This window comes from Mycobacterium barrassiae (assembly GCF_025822765.1).
Taxonomy (GTDB): Bacteria; Actinomycetota; Actinomycetes; order Mycobacteriales; family Mycobacteriaceae; genus Mycobacterium; species Mycobacterium barrassiae.
Map to the genome: position 1 here is coordinate 25,663 of NZ_JACKUK010000026.1, position 17,769 is coordinate 43,431.

At 64.5% G+C, this 17,769-nt stretch carries 18 protein-coding genes; 13 read left to right on the forward strand and 5 right to left on the reverse strand.

Annotation, left to right across the window (positions count from 1 at the left end):
- Positions 1-22 precede the first annotated feature (22 nt).
- From H7J93_RS16555 to H7J93_RS16570, 4 genes are all read right to left on the reverse strand, one after another.
- Complete coding sequence (locus tag H7J93_RS16555) at positions 23-811, reverse strand: hypothetical protein (protein ID WP_267307396.1); 789 nt, start codon at positions 809-811, stop codon at positions 23-25.
- Between the two features lie 100 nt (positions 812-911).
- The gene (locus H7J93_RS16560; RefSeq protein ID WP_267307397.1) at positions 912-1,937 is read right to left on the reverse strand and encodes an NAD(P)H-dependent glycerol-3-phosphate dehydrogenase; all 1,026 of its coding nucleotides are present in this window, start codon (positions 1,935-1,937) and stop codon (positions 912-914) included.
- 72 nt (positions 1,938-2,009) lie between these two features.
- Positions 2,010-3,299 (reverse strand): ATP-dependent 6-phosphofructokinase, encoded by a 1,290-nt coding sequence (locus H7J93_RS16565; protein WP_267307398.1) that lies wholly within the window; start codon positions 3,297-3,299, stop codon positions 2,010-2,012.
- A 99-nt stretch (positions 3,300-3,398) separates the two neighbouring features.
- The gene (locus H7J93_RS16570) at positions 3,399-4,184 is read right to left on the reverse strand and encodes a FadR/GntR family transcriptional regulator (RefSeq protein WP_267307399.1); all 786 of its coding nucleotides are present in this window, start codon (positions 4,182-4,184) and stop codon (positions 3,399-3,401) included.
- A gap of 92 nt (positions 4,185-4,276) precedes the next feature.
- On the opposite strand from H7J93_RS16570, the gene H7J93_RS16575 reads away from it, so the two are divergent.
- From H7J93_RS16575 to H7J93_RS16630, 12 genes are all read left to right on the forward strand, one after another.
- Positions 4,277-5,353: an acyl-CoA dehydrogenase family protein gene (locus tag H7J93_RS16575; protein WP_267307400.1), complete on the forward strand. Its 1,077-nt coding sequence runs from the start codon at positions 4,277-4,279 to the stop codon at positions 5,351-5,353.
- Positions 5,354-5,457: 104 nt separating this feature from the next.
- Positions 5,458-6,624: an acyl-CoA dehydrogenase family protein gene (locus H7J93_RS16580; RefSeq protein ID WP_267307401.1), complete on the forward strand. Its 1,167-nt coding sequence runs from the start codon at positions 5,458-5,460 to the stop codon at positions 6,622-6,624.
- On the forward strand, positions 6,624-7,391 hold the full coding sequence (locus H7J93_RS16585) for an SDR family NAD(P)-dependent oxidoreductase (protein WP_267307402.1): 768 nt from the start codon (positions 6,624-6,626) through the stop codon (positions 7,389-7,391). Before H7J93_RS16580 ends, H7J93_RS16585 begins: the two co-directional genes overlap by 1 nt.
- Entirely contained in the window at positions 7,391-8,593 is a 1,203-nt protein-coding gene (locus H7J93_RS16590; protein ID WP_267307403.1) for a thiolase family protein, read from the forward strand. The genes H7J93_RS16585 and H7J93_RS16590 overlap by 1 nt, the downstream gene beginning before the upstream one ends.
- Positions 8,590-9,816 (forward strand): acetyl-CoA hydrolase/transferase family protein, encoded by a 1,227-nt coding sequence (locus H7J93_RS16595; protein WP_267307404.1) that lies wholly within the window; start codon positions 8,590-8,592, stop codon positions 9,814-9,816. The genes H7J93_RS16590 and H7J93_RS16595 overlap by 4 nt, the downstream gene beginning before the upstream one ends.
- Positions 9,813-10,754: a hydroxymethylglutaryl-CoA lyase gene (locus H7J93_RS16600; RefSeq protein WP_267307405.1), complete on the forward strand. Its 942-nt coding sequence runs from the start codon at positions 9,813-9,815 to the stop codon at positions 10,752-10,754. Before H7J93_RS16595 ends, H7J93_RS16600 begins: the two co-directional genes overlap by 4 nt.
- A gap of 35 nt (positions 10,755-10,789) precedes the next feature.
- Positions 10,790-11,548, forward strand: coding sequence for an SDR family NAD(P)-dependent oxidoreductase (locus H7J93_RS16605; RefSeq protein ID WP_267307406.1), 759 nt, complete (start codon positions 10,790-10,792; stop codon positions 11,546-11,548).
- A 31-nt stretch (positions 11,549-11,579) separates the two neighbouring features.
- A complete protein-coding gene (locus H7J93_RS16610) occupies positions 11,580-12,359 on the forward strand; it encodes an enoyl-CoA hydratase/isomerase family protein (RefSeq protein ID WP_267307407.1) in 780 nt (259 codons plus the stop codon).
- Positions 12,360-12,377: 18 nt separating this feature from the next.
- Complete coding sequence (locus H7J93_RS16615; protein WP_267307408.1) at positions 12,378-13,190, forward strand: enoyl-CoA hydratase/isomerase family protein; 813 nt, start codon at positions 12,378-12,380, stop codon at positions 13,188-13,190.
- A 2-nt stretch (positions 13,191-13,192) separates the two neighbouring features.
- Complete coding sequence (locus tag H7J93_RS16620; protein WP_267307409.1) at positions 13,193-14,008, forward strand: enoyl-CoA hydratase/isomerase family protein; 816 nt, start codon at positions 13,193-13,195, stop codon at positions 14,006-14,008.
- On the forward strand, positions 14,005-14,937 hold the full coding sequence (locus H7J93_RS16625) for a DUF7064 domain-containing protein (RefSeq protein ID WP_267307410.1): 933 nt from the start codon (positions 14,005-14,007) through the stop codon (positions 14,935-14,937). Before H7J93_RS16620 ends, H7J93_RS16625 begins: the two co-directional genes overlap by 4 nt.
- Entirely contained in the window at positions 14,934-15,956 is a 1,023-nt protein-coding gene (locus H7J93_RS16630; protein WP_267307411.1) for a phosphotransferase family protein, read from the forward strand. Before H7J93_RS16625 ends, H7J93_RS16630 begins: the two co-directional genes overlap by 4 nt.
- A gap of 14 nt (positions 15,957-15,970) precedes the next feature.
- On the opposite strand, the gene H7J93_RS16635 is transcribed toward H7J93_RS16630, so the two are convergent.
- On the reverse strand, positions 15,971-16,876 hold the full coding sequence (locus H7J93_RS16635) for an SDR family oxidoreductase (protein ID WP_267307412.1): 906 nt from the start codon (positions 16,874-16,876) through the stop codon (positions 15,971-15,973).
- Here H7J93_RS16635 and H7J93_RS16640 point away from each other — a divergent pair.
- A complete protein-coding gene (locus H7J93_RS16640; protein ID WP_267307413.1) occupies positions 16,815-17,762 on the forward strand; it encodes a hypothetical protein in 948 nt (315 codons plus the stop codon). The two genes, H7J93_RS16635 and H7J93_RS16640, sit on opposite strands and share 62 nt — an antisense overlap.
- The last annotated feature ends 7 nt before the right edge of the window (positions 17,763-17,769 follow it).

The following is a 17,769-nucleotide window of genomic DNA, read 5'->3' on the forward strand; positions in this document are numbered from 1 at the left end:
ACAGGTGGAGACGACCTCATCGCTAGGCGTTGACAAGCCCTGCAGCCTCGTCCTCGGACTGGAGCCGAGGGATTGCCTTGATGATGAAGAAGGACAGGCTCGGGATCCAGAAGAACCAGGTGAAGAAGGCAATCCAAAAGCTGATCACGCCGTTGAACGCCAGCGGCCCTGTCGTGACGAACGGGATCGCACTCACCGCGAAGAATGACACGAAGGTGATCCAACCCCACCAGACGACGGGCGCCGGGACCAGCTTCTTCTCCCTCTTGTCCCGCATGAACACGATGCTGATCGCCGCAATCTGCAACGACGTGACGAAGTACGCCAAATCAAACGTGAGCCAGCCAAACCAGTAGAGCATGTGCATGATTTCGGGACTGAGATTGTTGACCTCGTGCGCGGCGGTCAGCCAGATCGCCATGGTGATCATGACCGGCGCACAGGTTATCGTCCCGCCCATCATCTCAAGCTTGGACAACAAGCCGCCGGGACCCTCGATACGCTCCATCACTCGGGCGACCGCCACGCTGAACGACATGTAGAAGGCGGTCATGGTGAGGCAGATGCTCAATGCGATCAGGAGCGGGAGCCTCAACTCGGTGAAGTGCGCCTTCACCTCGTCCGGCGTCGCGTTGGCCGACAACGGCGGCATATTGCGGGCGAGGATCCCCCAGAGGCCGAAGACCGCGAACAAGAAAACCGGGCCGGTCCACGCGAGGATCTTCCACGTCCTGTAGTCCGTCGGATAGGGCGACAAGTCGCGCGTCAGCGGCGCGCGAGGAGGGGTGGCGGGCTCGACGTTCGTTGTCATGGATGTGCTCCTTCAAAGTCATCTAGATCGTCACCCAGACGCTCAATACCGGCTTCCCCCCGCAGAGCCATTTCGTACCCCTAATCGGGGCACCCAGATGTCAGAAGCCCGAGCCGTGGACCTCGTGGCCGGGCTTCTCGGCGGCAAGGCCGCGATACGCGCCTTCGGGGGTTGCGCCGTGGCTGATGACGCCGTCGACCTCGCGCGCGATCGGCATCGACAGCCCGTACTTCTCGGCGAATTCCATGATCACGCTGGCCGCCTTGACGCCCTCGGCGACCTGATTCATCGACGCAATGATCTCGTCGATCGACTTACCCGAGCCCAACTGCTCGCCGACGTGACGATTGCGGCTGCGCTGGCTCGTGCACGTGACGATCAGATCGCCCATGCCCGCCAGACCCGCGAACGTGTCGCGGTGTCCGCCGGCCGCTTCGCCCATCTTGGACATTTCGCGTATTGCCCGCGACATCACCATCGCGCGCGTGTTTTCGCCGATGCCGAGCGAGTAGCCCATTCCGACCGCGATGGCATACACGTTCTTCAACGCCCCCGCCATCTCCACGCCAACCACGTCGTCGGTGGTGTAGGTCCGAAATCGCCTCGTGCGGAACAGCTCCGCGAGCCGCGCAGCGAGATGCTGATCGGGCATCGCGAGCACGGCCGCGGCCGCGTAGCCGTCGGCGACCTCACGTGCGATGTTCGGCCCGGCCAGGATGCCGGCCGGATGACCTGGCAGCACCTCGTCGACGATCTCGCTCATCCGGTAGTTGGTGCCCTGCTCGAGACCCTTCACCAAAGACACCACCGGCACCCACGGCCGCAACTCCTTGGCCAGTTCTGTCAGTACTGCGCGGAAACCGTGCGACGGCACCCCCATCACAATGACGTCGGCGCACTCGGCTGCCTCGGAGAAGTCCGTGGTGGCCTGCAACGTGAGCGCTAACTCGACCTCATTGCCCAGGTACTTGCTATTGCGGTGGTTCTCGTTGATGTCATTGGCGGTCTCCTCGGACCGCACCCACTGCAACGTCGGCCCACGCCTGGCGCAAATGGACGCTACGGTGGTGCCCCACGAGCCTCCACCAAGTACGACGATGCGCGGTTGGCGCTGAGAAGAGGTCATACATCGGCATCCTCACCCATGCGACCGGCCGCGGCTTCCCCCGAACGAGGCAACTTTTCAAACTGGGACCGTCTACAGCATGTCGTCTGGCTGACCCGTCACCGAGATCACTGTCCGATAGAGGTAGCCGTCCGTGGCGACCTTCTTTCGCGACGAGACCGCCGTCGGTATAGGCACAAGGGTCAAACGCCGTCGCCAGGAACCGATGACCGTGTCGGTCTTGCCCGCCATCCCCGCGTGAACGGCCGCATGACCCAACCGCAGGCAGAAGTTGGCATCGCGAGCATTGGCAGGCAAACTGCGGATCATGTAGCTGGGGTCGATGTACTTCAGGCTCACCGAAACGCCTTCAGCCCGCATCCTTTCCGGAATGTTCTCTCGCAAGAAAGTGCCGATGTCGCCCTGGCGCCGGTTTCCTGACGCATCCCATTCAGTGGCCTCCGGCAACAGATCTTGGCCCGCCCCCTCAGCGACGACGATCACCACGTATCCATCCCGTTCAATGCGTTGTCGGGCCACTCGGACGACCCCGTCAAGGCTGAACGCGACTTCTGGGATGAGGCACAGGCCGACCTGGGTATCCGCCAGAGTGGCGAAGCTGGCGATGAACCCGGAGTCGCGTCCCATCAGCTTCACCAGGCCGATACCGGACCGATGACACGACGCCTCCACATATGCCGCTCGCGTCGCTTGGCGTGCGGCCTCGACCGCCGTGTCGAATCCGAATGACGTGTCGATGAACGAAATGTCGTTGTCAATCGTCTTCGGTACACCCACCACGGCGATCTTGAGGTCTCGTCGTCGTATCTCCTCGACGATCGAATGCGCACCGCGCAATGTTCCATCGCCCCCGATGGCGAACAACAGCTGGATGCCGAGCCGCTCGAGTGTGTCCACCATTTCGTCGACCGGTTGCGGTCCGCGGGACGAGCCCAGGACCGTACCGCCGACTTCGTGGATCTGACTCACGCGGCGGGTGGTCAATTCGATCGGCGGCAGCGCGTTTTGCTCGGCCAGACCCGTGAAGCCGAATCGAAAGCCGTGGATCGTTGCAACACCGTATCTTTCGCGCAAGCAGACCACGATCGATCGTATGACGTCATTCAGGCCGGGACAGAGCCCCCCACACGTGACGATCCCGCACTTCAGGGTGTCGGGCTCAAAGTAGATATTTTCCTGCGGTCCCGCCAACTCGAAGGCAGGAGGGTCGATTCCGGCAAGAAATTGCGTGCGTAACTCGTCAAGATCGGCGCGGAACAAGAGCCGTTTCGATGGGTCCATGAATCCAGTCGAGCGCAATGGAGACGCGATCTGGCATTCGCCCAGAACATCGGTCCTGAAGTCTGGCGGAAGTGAGGTCATGACAGTCGTCATCCTCGCCGACACGGCCGACGCGGGACTTCCCCCGAACGAGCACCTTTTGCTCCCCTTCTCGGGGCATGCCCCGAGAAGGACGGTGAGTTATTCGCCAACGGCGGCGTCGCCGACCACGATCGCCTCGCGCTCGTCGGATTCGGCCAGTGCATCAGCGTAGCCATGCACGTGCTTGCGCATCCGCCGCGCCGCGGTCGCGGCGTCACGATCCCGGATGGCGCTTGTGATCATCTGGTGTGCCGTCGTTGTCACCGCACGGACCTCGGCATCGATGAAAGCTTCATCTTGCGTGCCCGCATAGATCGCTTGCGATAGGGCAACCATGAAGCCGATCAACAGTTCATTGTGGCTAGCGACCGCGACTGCCACGTGCCAATCCAGGTTGGCCTGCAGGAACTGTTCGAGATCGGCGTCCGGGAAGGCGATCGCCTCGTTGGCACGGTCCATTTCGGCGAGATCCACGGCGTCACGGTTGCGGGCGGCAAGCTCGGCGCAGAACGGTTCCAGCGCCTCCCTTGTCTCCATCAGGTCGACCAGTTTGATGCGCCGTCCGCGGATCAGCATGCTCACCGAGCTGGACATCGACTTAGTGGTGGGCCGCTGGACGAATGCTCCGCCAGCGCGCCCGGCTTTGACGCGGACCAGGTTTTGCACCTCGAGGATGCGCAGCGCTTCACGCACGGTGGCTCGACTCATCTGCGTTTGCTTCACGAGTTCACGCTCGGCCGGTAGCGGGGCGCCCTCGGCGAGTTCACCGTTGAGGATCCGCTCACGCAGCTCGCTGGCGAGGACATCTGACGCCTTGGGAACCTCCACAGGTTTCAGCTTGAGATTGGAGCGCGGAGATGTCGTCGCTGCATCTGCTGCTTCCATCGCACCACCTAATGGATTATGGTCAGACCTAAAATACCATTTATTCTATTTGGCCGTTCCCTGCAACCGGAATGGCGATGGGAGAAGGACCGATGCACTGGGAGCTCTCAGACGAGCAGGATCTGTTCGTCGCGTCGCTGAGGGAGTGGCTGCAGGAACGTGCAGACTCCTCGGTGGTGCGCGGTTGGCTCGAAGCGGGCGACCACACCCACTTTGAGCGCCTCTTTGTGGAGGAGGGTTGGGCCAGTGTCGGCTTCGACGAAAGCTTCGGAGGTCAGGGTGGCGGTGTACTCGAACTCGCGCTCACCGCACGCGAATTGGGCCGTGCCGCGGCACCGTCGGCGGGTTGGCTGCAGTCCGCCATCGTCGTGCCTGCACTGGCCGACGATCCAGACCTGCTAAACGCCGCGGTGGAGTCCGGTGAAGTGACCGCATTGGCGGTGCGGGCCGACCGCGTGCCTGCGGCAACATCGGTTGAGCGTTCGGGCGATCGGCTTCGCGGAAGGATACCGTGCGTGCTGGGCGCCGAGCGGGCACGACGGCTGCTTGTCCCCGCCACCGACGGTAGTACCACCGACCTGTGGCTGGTGGACTCCGCCGCGGAGGGGGTCGGCATCCGCTCACGCGCACTGCTGGATCGGTCCCGGGAAGTCGCAGACATCACTTTCGATGACGTCGCTGCATGCCGATTGAATGTTGACGCCAACGCGGTGCTTGAGGAAATGGCCTCCAGGGCAGCTATTCTCGTCGCCGCCGACACGCTGGGTGCCGCTGAGCGAATGCTCCAGCTTGCCGTCGATTACAGCAAGCAACGCCAACAGTTCGGCCAGCCGATCGGTGCCTTCCAAGCGGTCAAGCACACCGCAGCGCAGATGCTGGTCACCGTGGAGTCCTCGATGTCCATCGTCTTCTATGCAGCACAATCGGTCGAAGAAAGCTTGGCAGAGCGCGCAACTCATGCGGCCGTGGCCAAGGCGCAAGTCACCGGTCACGCCGCCGAACTCGCCGACAGCGCGCTGACCCTTCACGGAGCCGTGGGCTACACGTGGGAGCACGATCTGCACCTGTTCTACAAGCGCGCCAAGCTCAACGAAGTGCTGTTCGGCGCGCCGGCGGCATGGAACGAACGCATCGCAAAGGCGTTGCCGCTGATCCCCGTCCCGGCCTGACCAGGTATCGCCGCGTGTGACACAGATCGGCCTTTCTTTTTGGTCTGGCCATTAGTATCATTAGCCCATAGCATTATCCACGGGTTCGTCGAGCGGAGATCAATGTGGACTTCGAGTTGAACGAGGATCAGCAAACGATCCGCGCAGCCGTCGCCGAGCTGGCCGGGAAGTTCGACGATCACTACTGGATGACCAAGGATCAAGCGCACGAGTTTCCCACCGAGTTCTACGACGCGTTCGCCGAGGGCGGCTGGCTCGGCATCACCACGCCAGAGGAATACGGCGGGCACGGCTTCGGCATTACCGAGGCCTCCATCATCCTCGAGGAAGTCGCAGCCAGCGGGGCCGGGATGAATGGCGCCAGCTCGATGCACCTGTCGATCTTCGGAATGCACCCGGTGATCGTGCACGGATCCGAAGAGCTCAAGGCCCGCACGCTCCCCCGAATCGTCACCGGCGACTTGCACGTATGTTTCGGTGTCACGGAGCCGGGCGCGGGACTGGACACGACCAAGATCACGACCTTCGCGCGGCGTGACGGCGATCGCTACATCGTCAATGGCCGAAAGGTATGGATCTCCAAGGCGCTGGAATCGGAGAAGGTCCTGCTGCTGACCCGGACCACGAAGCTCGAGGACGTCAAGCGCAAGACCGAAGGCCTGACACTATTCCTGACTGACCTTGATCGCAGCAAGGTCGAGATCCGCCCGATCTCGAAGATGGGCCGAAACGCGGTCAGCTCCAACGAATTGTTCATCGACGGTCTCGAGATCCCGGTCGAGGACCGCGTCGGTGAGGAGGGTGAGGGTTTCCGCTACATCCTCGATGGTCTGAATCCCGAGCGCTGTCTGATCGCCGCCGAAGCGCTGGGCATCGGGCGCGCCGCGCTGCGCACAGCAGTTCGCTATGGCAACGAACGCGAGGTGTTTGGCCGGCCGATCGGCATGAACCAGGGCCTGCAGTTTCCATTGGCCGACTCGCTGGCCCGCCTGGACGCAGCCGAGCTGGTGCTGCGCAAGGCCACCTGGCTCTACGACCAAGGCAAACCCTGCGCACGCGAGGCCAATACAGCGAAGTACCTGTGTGCGGACGCCGGTTTCGACGCGGCCGACCGAGCACTACAAACACACGGCGGCATGGGGTACTCGGAGGAGTACCACGTGGCGCGGTACTTCCGCGAGGCGCGGCTTACCCGCATCGCGCCGATCAGCCAGGAGATGATCCTCAACTACTTGGGCGAGCACGTGCTGGGCCTGCCGAGGAGCTACTGATGACACAGCGGCGTGACGTGTTCCGGCTCGACGGCCGCTCGGCGTTGGTGACCGGGGCGGGCAGCGGTGTTGGCGAGGCGATCGCCCGCGCGTTTTCCGCGGCGGGCGCCGCGGTACTGGTGACCGATGTCGACAAGGACGCTGCGGTGGCGACAGCGGAATCCATCGCCGCCGGCGGCGGCACCGCTACACCATTTGTGCTCGACGTGCGCGATTCGGCGGCGGCGGCGGAAGCGGCCGCGGCGGCCGCCGAAATGGGCGGCGGCACATTGCACATCCTGGTGAACAACGCGGGCGCTATCGCGCCGGCGATGTTCGCGGACCTGTCCGAGGAAAACTTCCGCCGCATCATCGACATCCACCTGGTGGGCAGCTTCGTCTGCAGCCAAGCGGCGCTGGCACACCTGCCGACCGATGGCACGGGGCGCATCATCAACGTCACCTCCGCCGCCGGACTGACCGGGACCATTGGGCAGGCCAACTACGGGGCCGCAAAGGCCGGCATCGTCGGGCTGACGAAGTCGCTCGCGCGCGAGCTGGCCCGCCAATCCATCACGGTGAACGCCGTTGCGCCGCTGGCCGCCACTGCCATGACCGAGAACATCCGGAGCAACGAGAAGCTGGCCGCCAAGACGTTGGCCCGGATTCCCTTGGCGCGCTGGGCATTCCCGGATGAAATCGCCCCGACGTTCGTCTTCCTGGCCTCGGACGCCGCGTCTTACATCACCGGACAGGTGTTACCCGTTGACGGCGGGACGGTGATCTGATGGGCCGCAAGGTGACCGGGCCATTCGCCTCGACAGGCCGCGAGGTCTACATCGCCGAGGCCGTACGCACTCCTACCGGCAAGTCCCACCCTGAGCGCGGCTGGTACCGGGACACGCACCCGAACGCGATGTTGGCCGCCTGCTACGCCGAGTTGATCGCCCGAAGCGGTATCGAGGCCGAGGTGGTCGAGGACCTGGTGATCGGCTGCACCGCCCCGTTTGGTGAGCAGTCCCGCAACATTGCCCGCAACGCCTGGTTGCAGGCCGGCTATCCGCCAGAGGTACCGGCGACGACGCTGGACAGGCGCTGCGGCTCAGCGCAGACCGCAGTGGAGATGGGTGCGGCACTGGTGGCCTCGGGCACTCACGACGTCGTGATTGCCGGCGGTGTTGAACACATGGGCCACGTCCCCATCGACTCCCCCGTCAAGCTCTCCGAACTGTACGGGGACCCTTGGCCGGCCGAGCTGCGTGACCGCTACAGCTTTGTGCACCAAGGCGAGAGCGCCGAGATGATCGCCGACCAATGGGGGCTGGACCGTGACGAGATGGATGCCTTCGCCGCGCGTTCGCACCAGAACGCCGCCAAGGCGATAGCCGACGGCCGATTCTTCGCCGAGATGGTCCCGATGACCCTCGACGGCCAGCTCCGCCACTCCGACCAATGCGTGCGTCCCGAGACGACCGTGGAGACGCTGGCCAACCTCAAGCCGGTATTTCGAAAAGAAGGCGGACGAGTCACCGCCGGATCCTCATCGCCGATCAGCGATGGCGCCGCCGCGGTGCTTCTGTGTTCTGGCGACGCCGCGCGCCGGCTCGATCTCCGGGTACGGGCGCGGATCGTCGACCAGACGACGGTCGGCGTGGATCCAATCATCATGCTGACGGGGCCCATTCCCGCGACGCGAAAACTGTTGCAGCGCAATGCTATCAGCGTCGCGGATATCGATTTGTTCGAGGTCAACGAGGCCTTCGCGTCGGTTGTCCTGGCCTGGCAGCGCGAGCTCCAGCCAGAAGCAGACCGCGTGAACGTCAATGGTGGAGCGATCGCACTAGGCCACGCCGTCGGCGCCACCGGCGCCAGGCTGATCGCGACCATGGTCGCCGAACTCGATCGCCGTGAGGCCGATCTCGGCCTGGTCACCATGTGCTGCGGCGGGGGCCTGGGCACAGGCACGTTGATCCAGCGGGTACCGACGTGATCGACTTCAGCAAGTATCTGACCAAGGGAGCCGGAGTCTGGTGGGGGCAAGCCGCCGCCGAGCCGCGCCCTCTCGTCGACGCGCTGATCGCGCAGACCGAACGTATCGGCCCGCTACGGGTTTTCACCGGGCTCAGCTGGAACGACCAACTCGCGGTCAGCATGCCCGAAGCCGTGTCGATGTTCTCCTACGGCGGGCTTGGTGAGCTCCGTGAGCTCGGCAAATCGGGTCGCCTGGAAGTTGTGCCGTGCCACTACTCGGCGCTCCCACGAATGTTCGCCGAAGGCCGGTTGCCGTCTGACGTGGGCCTCGTTCAGGTGTCGGCGCCCGACGAGCACGGCAGGTGCTCGTTGGGGATCGGCGTCGACTACGTCGCCGATGCACTGCGGCACACCCCGGTACTCATTGCCGAGATCAACCAGAGGATGCCCGCCACCCTGGGCACCCAACGGATTCCGCTCGAGCGCTTCGCGGCGACCATCAACACCGACCGGTCACTGCCCGAGGATCCGACCCGCGCACCGGGTGTCACCGAGGGACGGATCGCCGCCCATATCGCCGAACTCGTCGAGGATGGCGACACGGTGCAGTTGGGAGTGGGCTCGATGGGCGCAGCGGTGCTCGACGCGCTGGCCGAACACCAGGACCTGGGGTTTCACACCGGCATGATCACCGACGGGCTGCTCCGCCTCGTCGACAAGGGCGTGGCGACCGGCAGCCGCAAAGAGATCGATCCGGGGCTGATAGTGGCCGGGACTGCACTGGGTTCCGCGGAGCTCTACCACCGAGTGCCGGAACTGCCAGCGAGATTCCTTCCGACCAGCTACACCCATAGCCCGCTGGTGCTTTCGCGGCTGCGCTCTCTGGTTTCGGTGAACTTCGCCGTCGAGGTCGATCTGACCGGTCAGGTGGGCGCCGAGGTCAGCCGCGGGGTATACGTCGGCGCTGTCGGTGGGTCGGTGGACTTCGCCAGGGCCGCCGCGCTCACCGGAAAGCGTTCGATCATCGCACTGCGCGCCACGTCGGGAGGTCGGTCCACGATAAAGGCCGCACTCGACGGTGGGGTCGTCACCACTGCGCGTTCCGACGTCGATGCCGTCGTCACCGAATACGGTGTCGCACACCTGCGCGGCTGCAGCATCGGCGAGCGGGCCAGGCGCATGGCCGCGATCGCCGCCCCGGAATTCCGCGAGCGCCTCGACCGTGAAAGGAACACATTGTGAACGGATTGCCCGCGCACGTCGAGATCCGTGAGGTGGGACCGCGCGACGGATTTCAGAACGAGCCCGAGACCATCGCCACCGCCGACAAGATTCGGCTCATCAACCAACTCGCCCTCACCGGCCTGAAGCGGATCGAGGTCGCCAGCTTCGTGCGGCCCGACGTCATCCCGCAGCTGTCCGACGGTGTCGAGGTCCTCAACGGCGTCGACACGCCTGACGACGTCTCGTTGATGGTGTTGGTGCCCAACAGCAAGGGCCTCGACAACGCCCTGCGGGTCCGCCAGACCTTTTCCGAGGTGGCCATTTTCGTCAGCGCATCGGAGACGCACAATAAGAAGAACGTGAATCGGACAATCGCGGAATCCATGGCCGACAACGAGATCATCGCCAAGCGCATCGTTGCCGAAGATCTGCGATGCGCCGCCGTCGTCGCGACATCGTATGGTTGCCCGTTCGAAGGCAGGGTGCCGATGACGCGGGTGCTCGACATCGCCGAGCAGTTCGCCGCGGCAGGTGCCACCGAGGTCGGCTTCGGCGATACCACGGGGATGGCCAATCCCGCCTATGTCGAGGAGTTCTTCGCCGCCGCCATCGAGCGCCTCCCCGGCGTCGAGGTCACCGCACACTTCCACAACACCCGCGGCCAGGGCCTCGCCAACGCGTATGCCGCACTTCGGGCCGGCTGCACCAGCTTCGAGTCGAGCTTCGGGGAACTCGGCGGCTGCCCCGTGCCCGCCGGTTCTACCGGAAACATCGCGTCGGAGGACCTGATCAGCATGTTCGAGGAGATGGGCGTATCCACCGGGGTTTCGCTGGCGGGGCTCATCGATGCGGCCCGCGCGGCCCAGAGTGTCCTCGGCAGGAAACTGACCAGCCATTCGATCGTCGCGGGTCCGATCGACTGGAGGTCGAACCCAAGCGCACCGTCCTGCCGTTAGACCGTCCCATCACCGAATGTCAGAGGAGAGAACATATGAGCAATCGCGTCGCATTCGTCACCGGCGGAGCCCAAGGCATCGGCCAGGGCATCTCAGAGACGCTCGGCGCCAACGGGTTCCGGGTCGCCGTCGCCGACCTGAACCTCGAAGCCGCAGAAGCCACCGCGAAACGCATCACCGACGCCGGTGGCGAAGCCGTCGCCGTTCAGGTCGACGTGACCGATACCGAGTCGGTCAAGGGTGCAGTCAAGACCGTCGTCGCAGAACTCGGTGAGATCGAGATCGTGGTCAACAACGCCGGCTGGGACGACTTCATGCCCTTCCTGAAAACCTCGGAAGATTTCTGGGACAAGATCCTTGATATCAACTTCAAGGGCCAACTGCGCGTCATGCACGCCATCGTGCCGGGAATGGTGGAGCGGGGGTTTGGACGGGTGATCAACATCGGTTCGGACGCCGGCCGAGTCGGCTCGTCTTTGGAGGCGGTCTATTCCGGGGCCAAGGGCGGCATCATCGCGTTCACCAAGACCCTCGCGCGCGAGGTGGCGACCAAGGGTGTCACCGTCAACACGGTCTGCCCCGGCCCCACGGACACGCCCGCCTTGCGCAAGTTCGCGGACGCGTCCGGCGAGGATGCCGACAAGGTGATCGGCGGGATGACCCGCTCGGTGCCGATGAAGCGCTTGGCCCAGCCGTCCGACATCGCCGCGGCGGTCGCGTTCTTCGCCTCCGATGCCGCGGAATACACCACCGGTCAGACGCTGTCCGTCAGCGGCGGCCTGACTATGGCCTGAGCCAATCCTCCACCAGCAGAATGAGATCCCCATGAATGAATCACCGGCGCCCGTAACCTGGAGACGGGACGGCGTCATCGTCGAGATCAACCTGAACGGGCCACCCGCCAACGCGCTGGGGCCCGCGATCGTCAACGGCCTGCACGCGGCGATGGGATCCGCGGAGGTGGCCGACGCCAAGGTGCTGATCATGACGTCGTCGGTGCCGGGCTTCTTCGCCGCCGGCGCTGACATCAAACACATGTCGTCGGTCGACGCGGCATCGTTCCGGGAGTATGGCGACGGGCTACGTGCGGCACTTGATCGACTCACCCGCCTGCCATTGGTCTCTGTCGCCGCCATCGATGGCCTGGCTCTTGGGGGCGGTCTCGAGTTGGCGATGGCGTGCACCATGCGGGTCGCCGCAACATCGGCTCGGCTCGGCCTTCCCGAAGTCAAACTGGGCCTCATCCCCGGCGCGGGTGGAACACAGCGGCTGCCCCGTCTGGTCGGCCGTGGCCGCGCACTCGACATCATGCTCACGGGCCGGCAGGTCGAGGCGGATGAGGCGTACTGGATCGGCCTGATCGATCGCTTGGCCGACCCGGGGGAAACCGCCGGGGCAGCCGCGTGGCATCTCGGCCATCAGTTGGCCGCTGCGTCCACACCTGCCCAACTCGCCGTGGTCCGCACCGTCGATGCCGCTTGCGATCGACCGCTGGCCGACGGCTTGCACTACGAGGTCGAACAGGTTCAAGAGTTGTTCGAACGCGGCGAGGCGCTCGAGGGTCTACGCGCGTTCATCGACAAGCGCGCACCCGAATTCGTCTGATCATCCGGAGGTGGCTTCATGATTGATCTCGAACGGCGCTATGAAACATTGCTTCTCGTGTCGCCCGCAAACGGTGTGGTCCAGGTGACGCTCAACCGGCCCGACCGTTTCAACTCGATGACGGCGACCATGTTCAACGAGCTGGAAGCGGTCGCGCGCGAGATCGGCGACGACCGTGACGTCCGGGTGGTGATCCTGACCGGGGCGGGCAAGGCGTTCTGCTCGGGCTACGACCTCGACGATGCCGAAAAGCTTCCGACACTGGGGGCTCTGGGCATGCTGGACCTTCAGGAGCGCGCCGCCCGGGCGCTCGGCGCCGTGCGAGGGGTCCCAGTACCGGTGATCGCCGCGGTCAACGGGCCTGCCGCCGGCGGTGGTATGTCGCTGACACTGATGGCCGACATCCGGCTCGGATCGCCAGCGGCGAAGTTCAACGCCGCATTCGTCCGAATCGGGCTGTCGGCCGGCGATCTGGGTGCCTCCTGGTTGCTGCCGCGGCTCATCGGTCCGTCCAAGGCCGCCGAGATCGCATTCGCCGGACGCATGGTCGAGGCCGAGGAGGCAGAACGCATCGGTCTGCTCAACCGGGTGACCGGTGCCGATGACCTGCTCGACCAGACGCTGGCCATGGCGACGCAGATATGTGCGAACTCCCCCGGGGGCATCCGGATGTCCAAACGGGCATTGCAGGCCAACATGGAAGTCACGTCCTTCGCCGCAGCCCTCGAGCTGGAGAATCGCGGTCAGGCACTCCTGACGCGCTGTGAGGACATGACCGAGGCGCTGGACGCCTTCAAAGCCAAACGTGCGCCGAACTTCGCCGGGCGGTGAGCATGAAGATCGGCACGAAGCGTTGGAATCGGGTTGCGCGGCGGCCGCTGGCCGATGTCCTCGAGGAACTGCGCACCGCAGATACCCTGGCTTTCGACGAAGTTCGACCCGACATCCTCGTGATGTCGGTGAACCGGCCACACCGGGGAAACTCGCAGACAGTCGAGATGTTCGGCGAACTCGCTTGGGCCGCAGCCACTCTACGAACTGCGCACTTGCGGACACTCATCATCACCGGCGCAGGAGGCAAGGCGTTCTGCACCGGCTTCGACCTCGATGAGGTCGATGCTCTGACCACGATGACGGTGCCGGAGTTCACGGATCTCATCGAAACCGCCGCGTCCGTGTCGACCGGACTGCGCGGCCTGCCCTATCCGGTGATAGCTGCAGTCAGCGGCCCCGCGGCCGGTGGCGGGTTGTCATTGGCCCTAGCCGCCGATATCCGAGTCGCCGACGAGACAGCGAGTTTCAGCGCCGGTTTCGTGCGGATCGGCTTGTCCATCGGCGAGCTCGGCACATCGTGGAACCTGGCCCGGTTGATCGGTTCTGGCAGGGCAGCAGAGCTGGCGTACACCGGACGGACTGCGCGGGCCGCCGAAGCGATGCGGATCGGCCTGGTCGACCGACTCACCGATGCGGACACCGCGCTCGAGGCGGCCCTCGAGATGGCCGAAACCATCGCCGAAAACTCTTGGGAGGGTGTGCGCTCCACCAAGAACGCGTTGGTGCGCAACATGGAGAACGACTCCTTGCGGTCTGCACTGGAAATCGACACCCGCGGTCAGGCGCTGAATCTTCGACAGGCTGAGTCGCGGTGACGACCGCGAGCGAGCAGGACAGCGGGCTGCACCCTACCGACGACCTTCGGCACCGGCCGGTGGCTGGGGAGCGCACCCGCGACAGTCTGTTCTGGCAGCTGACCATGCCGGAACACGAACTAGGCATGCAGGTCTATCTGTACCTCACTGGCACTGGAAAGGCCGGGTACAACGTCTGCGTGTGGGGACCGGACGCGCGACCGTTGGCGCTGCACCAACACGCCGGCCGGATACCCGACGAAGCCGATCTGGACGACTTGACATTCGACGGCCTGACGCTGAGTCAGCCCGAGCTGCTGAAGTCCTGTTTGATGACCTACGACCGTGACGACGTCCGGATCGAATTCGCCTTCACCGGCATTCACGACGCATTCAGCTACCGCAGTAACCCCGACGGCTTGCCGTCATGGTTCGCGGTGAACCGGATCGAACAGACGGGCCGGGTGCACGGAGGTATCGAGGTCTCCGGTCGCCGCATCGAGTGGGACCGGATCGGTCACCGCGACCATTCCTGGGGCGTTCGCGACTGGGGTGTGCCGCAGCATTGGAAATGGTTTGTCGCGTACACCGAATCGGGCCGGGCCGTCAACGGATGGATCTGGATCGCCAAGGGCGAGTGGGGTTTCGCCGGGTATGTCGTGAGTGATGGGGTGACCTACCCGATTCAGCACATCGACCAACACGCCGAATACGGTGAGCAGATGCGGCAACGCCGGCTGCGGGCCACCTTGACCGACGTCACCGGGACCCGAACCGAGCTGGAACTCGATGTGTTCGGGGTCATCGAACTGCCGACGCACGACCGGTTGCAGACCGTGATCCGCGAAGGCGCATGCCGTGCGGTCATCGATGGCGAGCAAGGTGCGGGGCAGTTCGAGACTCACTGGCAGGGAAGCTATCTGGACTATCTCACAGGTCAGGCCAGATGACGTGGTTCTGGTCCGTTGAGCAGCTCGACCAGCTGGGCAAGTATCTCTCCGAGCACGGTCTGTGCGGCCCGACGGTTACCGCCTCGCCCATCGGCGACGGCCATTCCAACCTGACGTTCCTGGTGTCCGACGGCCACTCGCAAGTCGTGGTGCGGCGTCCGCCGCCACCGCCTCTGCCCCCGGGTGCCCATGATGTGCTGCGGGAGGCCACGCTGCTGCATGCACTCGCAGAGACGGATGTCCCCACACCCCGGGTGTTGGCCACCGCCTCCGCGAACGAGCTGCTCGACGTTCCAATGTTCGTGATGGAGTTCGTCGATGGGACGGTCATCACCGAATCGACACCGGCCACCGGCGACGACGTGGAGCTGCGACGGTACATCGGCGAGTCTCTCGTGGACACGCTGGCCGCGTTGCACACCGTTCCGTGGCGTGACGTCGGTCTTGGCGACTTCGGCAAGCCCGAGGGCTTCAACGCGCGGCAGTTGCGGCGAATGCGGTCGCTGATCGAGATCGACGGATCCATCCCCAAGCCATTTGCCCCGTTGGATGAGTGGCTGCTGTCATATGCGCCGCCCGAATCCGCAACATCGATCGTTCACAACGACTTTCGTATCGGCAACATGATCGTCGACCTCACAACGGGTTGTGTCGCCGCAGTACTGGACTGGGAGCTCGCGACCATCGGCGACCCGCTTGCGGACCTCGGGTACCTTCTCGCGTCGTGGCCGGTGCAGGGCGAGCCGGTCGTCCCGACTGCAGCGATGGCCACCGCGGTGCTCGAGGCGGGTTATCCGAGCCGCACGGCGCTGCTCGACCGCTACGCCGACCGGACTGGCGCCGACCTGTCGGGGCTGAACTGGTATGCCGCGCTGGCGATGTACAAGCTGGCCGCGCTCTACGAATACAGCGGCAGGCGGTTCGACGCGGGCGTGGGCGACCCCTATTACGCTGACCCGGCGTTTGTACCGGCGTTCTTGGCGGCAGGCGAACGGCTGGCCGGCGATCCGATCGCCTGAATCGCGGCCGGCCCCTACACCGAACGCGCCGCCTTGGCGGCGGCCGAGGCGGCCTTGCTGCGCTCCCGGGCCTCGGCCCAGTCTGCATCGCTCAGCGCGGTGAGGCCGGCGAAGGTGTTCGGCCCGGCGAGCCGCTGACCGCCATCCATCGCGATGGTTTCACCGGTGAGGTAATCGCAGGCATCCGAGAACGCGAACACGGTCAGGTTCGCCAACTCGTCGATGGTGCCGGATCGACCGAGGGGAATCTGATCCACCTGCGTGGCCCCGACGGAGCTCTTGTCAGTGGGGTTGAGCATCTCCCACGCGTACTCGGTCGGAATAGGGCCCGGTGCAAGCGCATTGATCCGAATTCCGTAACGGCCCCATTCCACCGCCAGGGACATCGTCATCGCGTGCACCGCGGCTTTCGCCATGGCCGACGGGACCACGAACGCCGATCCGGACCACACCCACGTGGTGAGGTTCGACAGCACGGATCCGGGCAGGCCGGCGGCGATCCACCGCTTGCCTAGGGCAACGGTGGTGTTGAACGACCCGGTCATGACGGTCGACGTCACTGCCTCGAAGGCTCGCTGGCTCAGCGAGGCGGTCGGGGCGATGAAGTTCGCGGCGGCGTTGTTGAGCAGCCCGGTCAGCGGCCCATGCCGCTCCCAGATCTCGTCGACCGCCGCGTCCACCGAGGCGGAATCCCGCACGTCGACAGTCTGATAATGCACGGCGCCTTCGCGGCCGTCGGCAGCCTCTTCGGCGGCCTCGGCGAGCACCGCGCCACGCCGGCCCCAAAGATGCACTTCGGCGCCGTGCCTGGCCAGCCGACCGGCCACTCCGCGGCCGAGACCCGTTCCGCCGCCGGTAATGAGGATCCGCTTATCTGACAACACATCCGGTGCGAAGATTTCACGCTTCGTTGGGCTCATCGACGTACACCTTCCCAATGTTGGTCTTACCATATTAAATATCGACTGTTATGCTATCACCGTGCCGCCGGTCGATCATGAACTGAATCTCACCATGCAGGCCGTCCTGACCAGCGTCAGCTGGGGCCTGACCGCGGTACTCCTGGCGATCGCAATCTGGTTGGGTGTGCGCGAGCGGACACCGTTCTACGCCCTCATCGTGTTGGCAGCCGGCGTAGGCGCATTCGCCGAACCCCTCTACGACGTTGCGATGATGCTGTACTTCTACTCCACACCAGGCATGTGGACGCATTTCACGGCGTTTGACATCCCGCAGCCGATCTGGACACATAGCGGATATGTGGTGCTCTACGCCGCTCCGGCGATGTACATCGCTCACCAGATCAGTCGGGGAACGATGACCCGCCTCAAGCTGTTCGGCTTGGCCGGCATCACGCTGCTTGAATCCGCCGTCTTCGAGATCGTCGGCATCAACGGCGGACTCTACAGTTACTGGGGGCCGCATGTATTTCGGATCTTCGAGTACCCGCTGGTGATTGGTGTGCTCGAAACGGCTCAAGTGATCTGCTTCGCCATTGTGGCATCTCAGCTGCGTGCCCGCACCGCCAGTCAGTGGCATCTACTCGGTCTGTTGGTGCTTTTTCCATGCACCTTTTTCGGCGCCAACTTCGGCTTGGGTTGGCCGACGATCATCGCTATTCATCTCGAGAACACCTCGACATCGGTCGTTGTGGCGGCAACGGTGGTGAGTATTGGCCTCGCGGCGGTCATGATCCGGATGTCCGCTTCCTTCCTGCCGCGGGTAGCAGCCGGCGACGCCAGGGTCAGGCAGAACACCGCCACAGAACACGCGCTGCCGGCCGTTCGTAGCGGCGATCCGATCTGAGGAGGCC

Coding starts and splice junctions, on each gene's coding strand:
- H7J93_RS16640 (WP_267307413.1), top strand. CDS start 16,815: ATGAGGATCCGCTTATCTGACAACACATCCGGTGCGAAGATTTCACGC.
- H7J93_RS16610 (WP_267307407.1), top strand. CDS start 11,580: ATGAATGAATCACCGGCGCCCGTAACCTGGAGACGGGACGGCGTCATC.
- H7J93_RS16570 (WP_267307399.1), bottom strand. CDS start 4,184: ATGGAAGCAGCAGATGCAGCGACGACATCTCCGCGCTCCAATCTCAAG.
- H7J93_RS16575 (WP_267307400.1), top strand. CDS start 4,277: ATGCACTGGGAGCTCTCAGACGAGCAGGATCTGTTCGTCGCGTCGCTG.
- H7J93_RS16635 (WP_267307412.1), bottom strand. CDS start 16,876: ATGAGCCCAACGAAGCGTGAAATCTTCGCACCGGATGTGTTGTCAGAT.
- H7J93_RS16585 (WP_267307402.1), top strand. CDS start 6,624: ATGACACAGCGGCGTGACGTGTTCCGGCTCGACGGCCGCTCGGCGTTG.
- H7J93_RS16555 (WP_267307396.1), bottom strand. CDS start 811: ATGACAACGAACGTCGAGCCCGCCACCCCTCCTCGCGCGCCGCTGACG.
- H7J93_RS16560 (WP_267307397.1), bottom strand. CDS start 1,937: ATGACCTCTTCTCAGCGCCAACCGCGCATCGTCGTACTTGGTGGAGGC.
- H7J93_RS16620 (WP_267307409.1), top strand. CDS start 13,193: ATGAAGATCGGCACGAAGCGTTGGAATCGGGTTGCGCGGCGGCCGCTG.
- H7J93_RS16565 (WP_267307398.1), bottom strand. CDS start 3,299: ATGACCTCACTTCCGCCAGACTTCAGGACCGATGTTCTGGGCGAATGC.
- H7J93_RS16605 (WP_267307406.1), top strand. CDS start 10,790: ATGAGCAATCGCGTCGCATTCGTCACCGGCGGAGCCCAAGGCATCGGC.
- H7J93_RS16615 (WP_267307408.1), top strand. CDS start 12,378: ATGATTGATCTCGAACGGCGCTATGAAACATTGCTTCTCGTGTCGCCC.
- H7J93_RS16630 (WP_267307411.1), top strand. CDS start 14,934: ATGACGTGGTTCTGGTCCGTTGAGCAGCTCGACCAGCTGGGCAAGTAT.
- H7J93_RS16590 (WP_267307403.1), top strand. CDS start 7,391: ATGGGCCGCAAGGTGACCGGGCCATTCGCCTCGACAGGCCGCGAGGTC.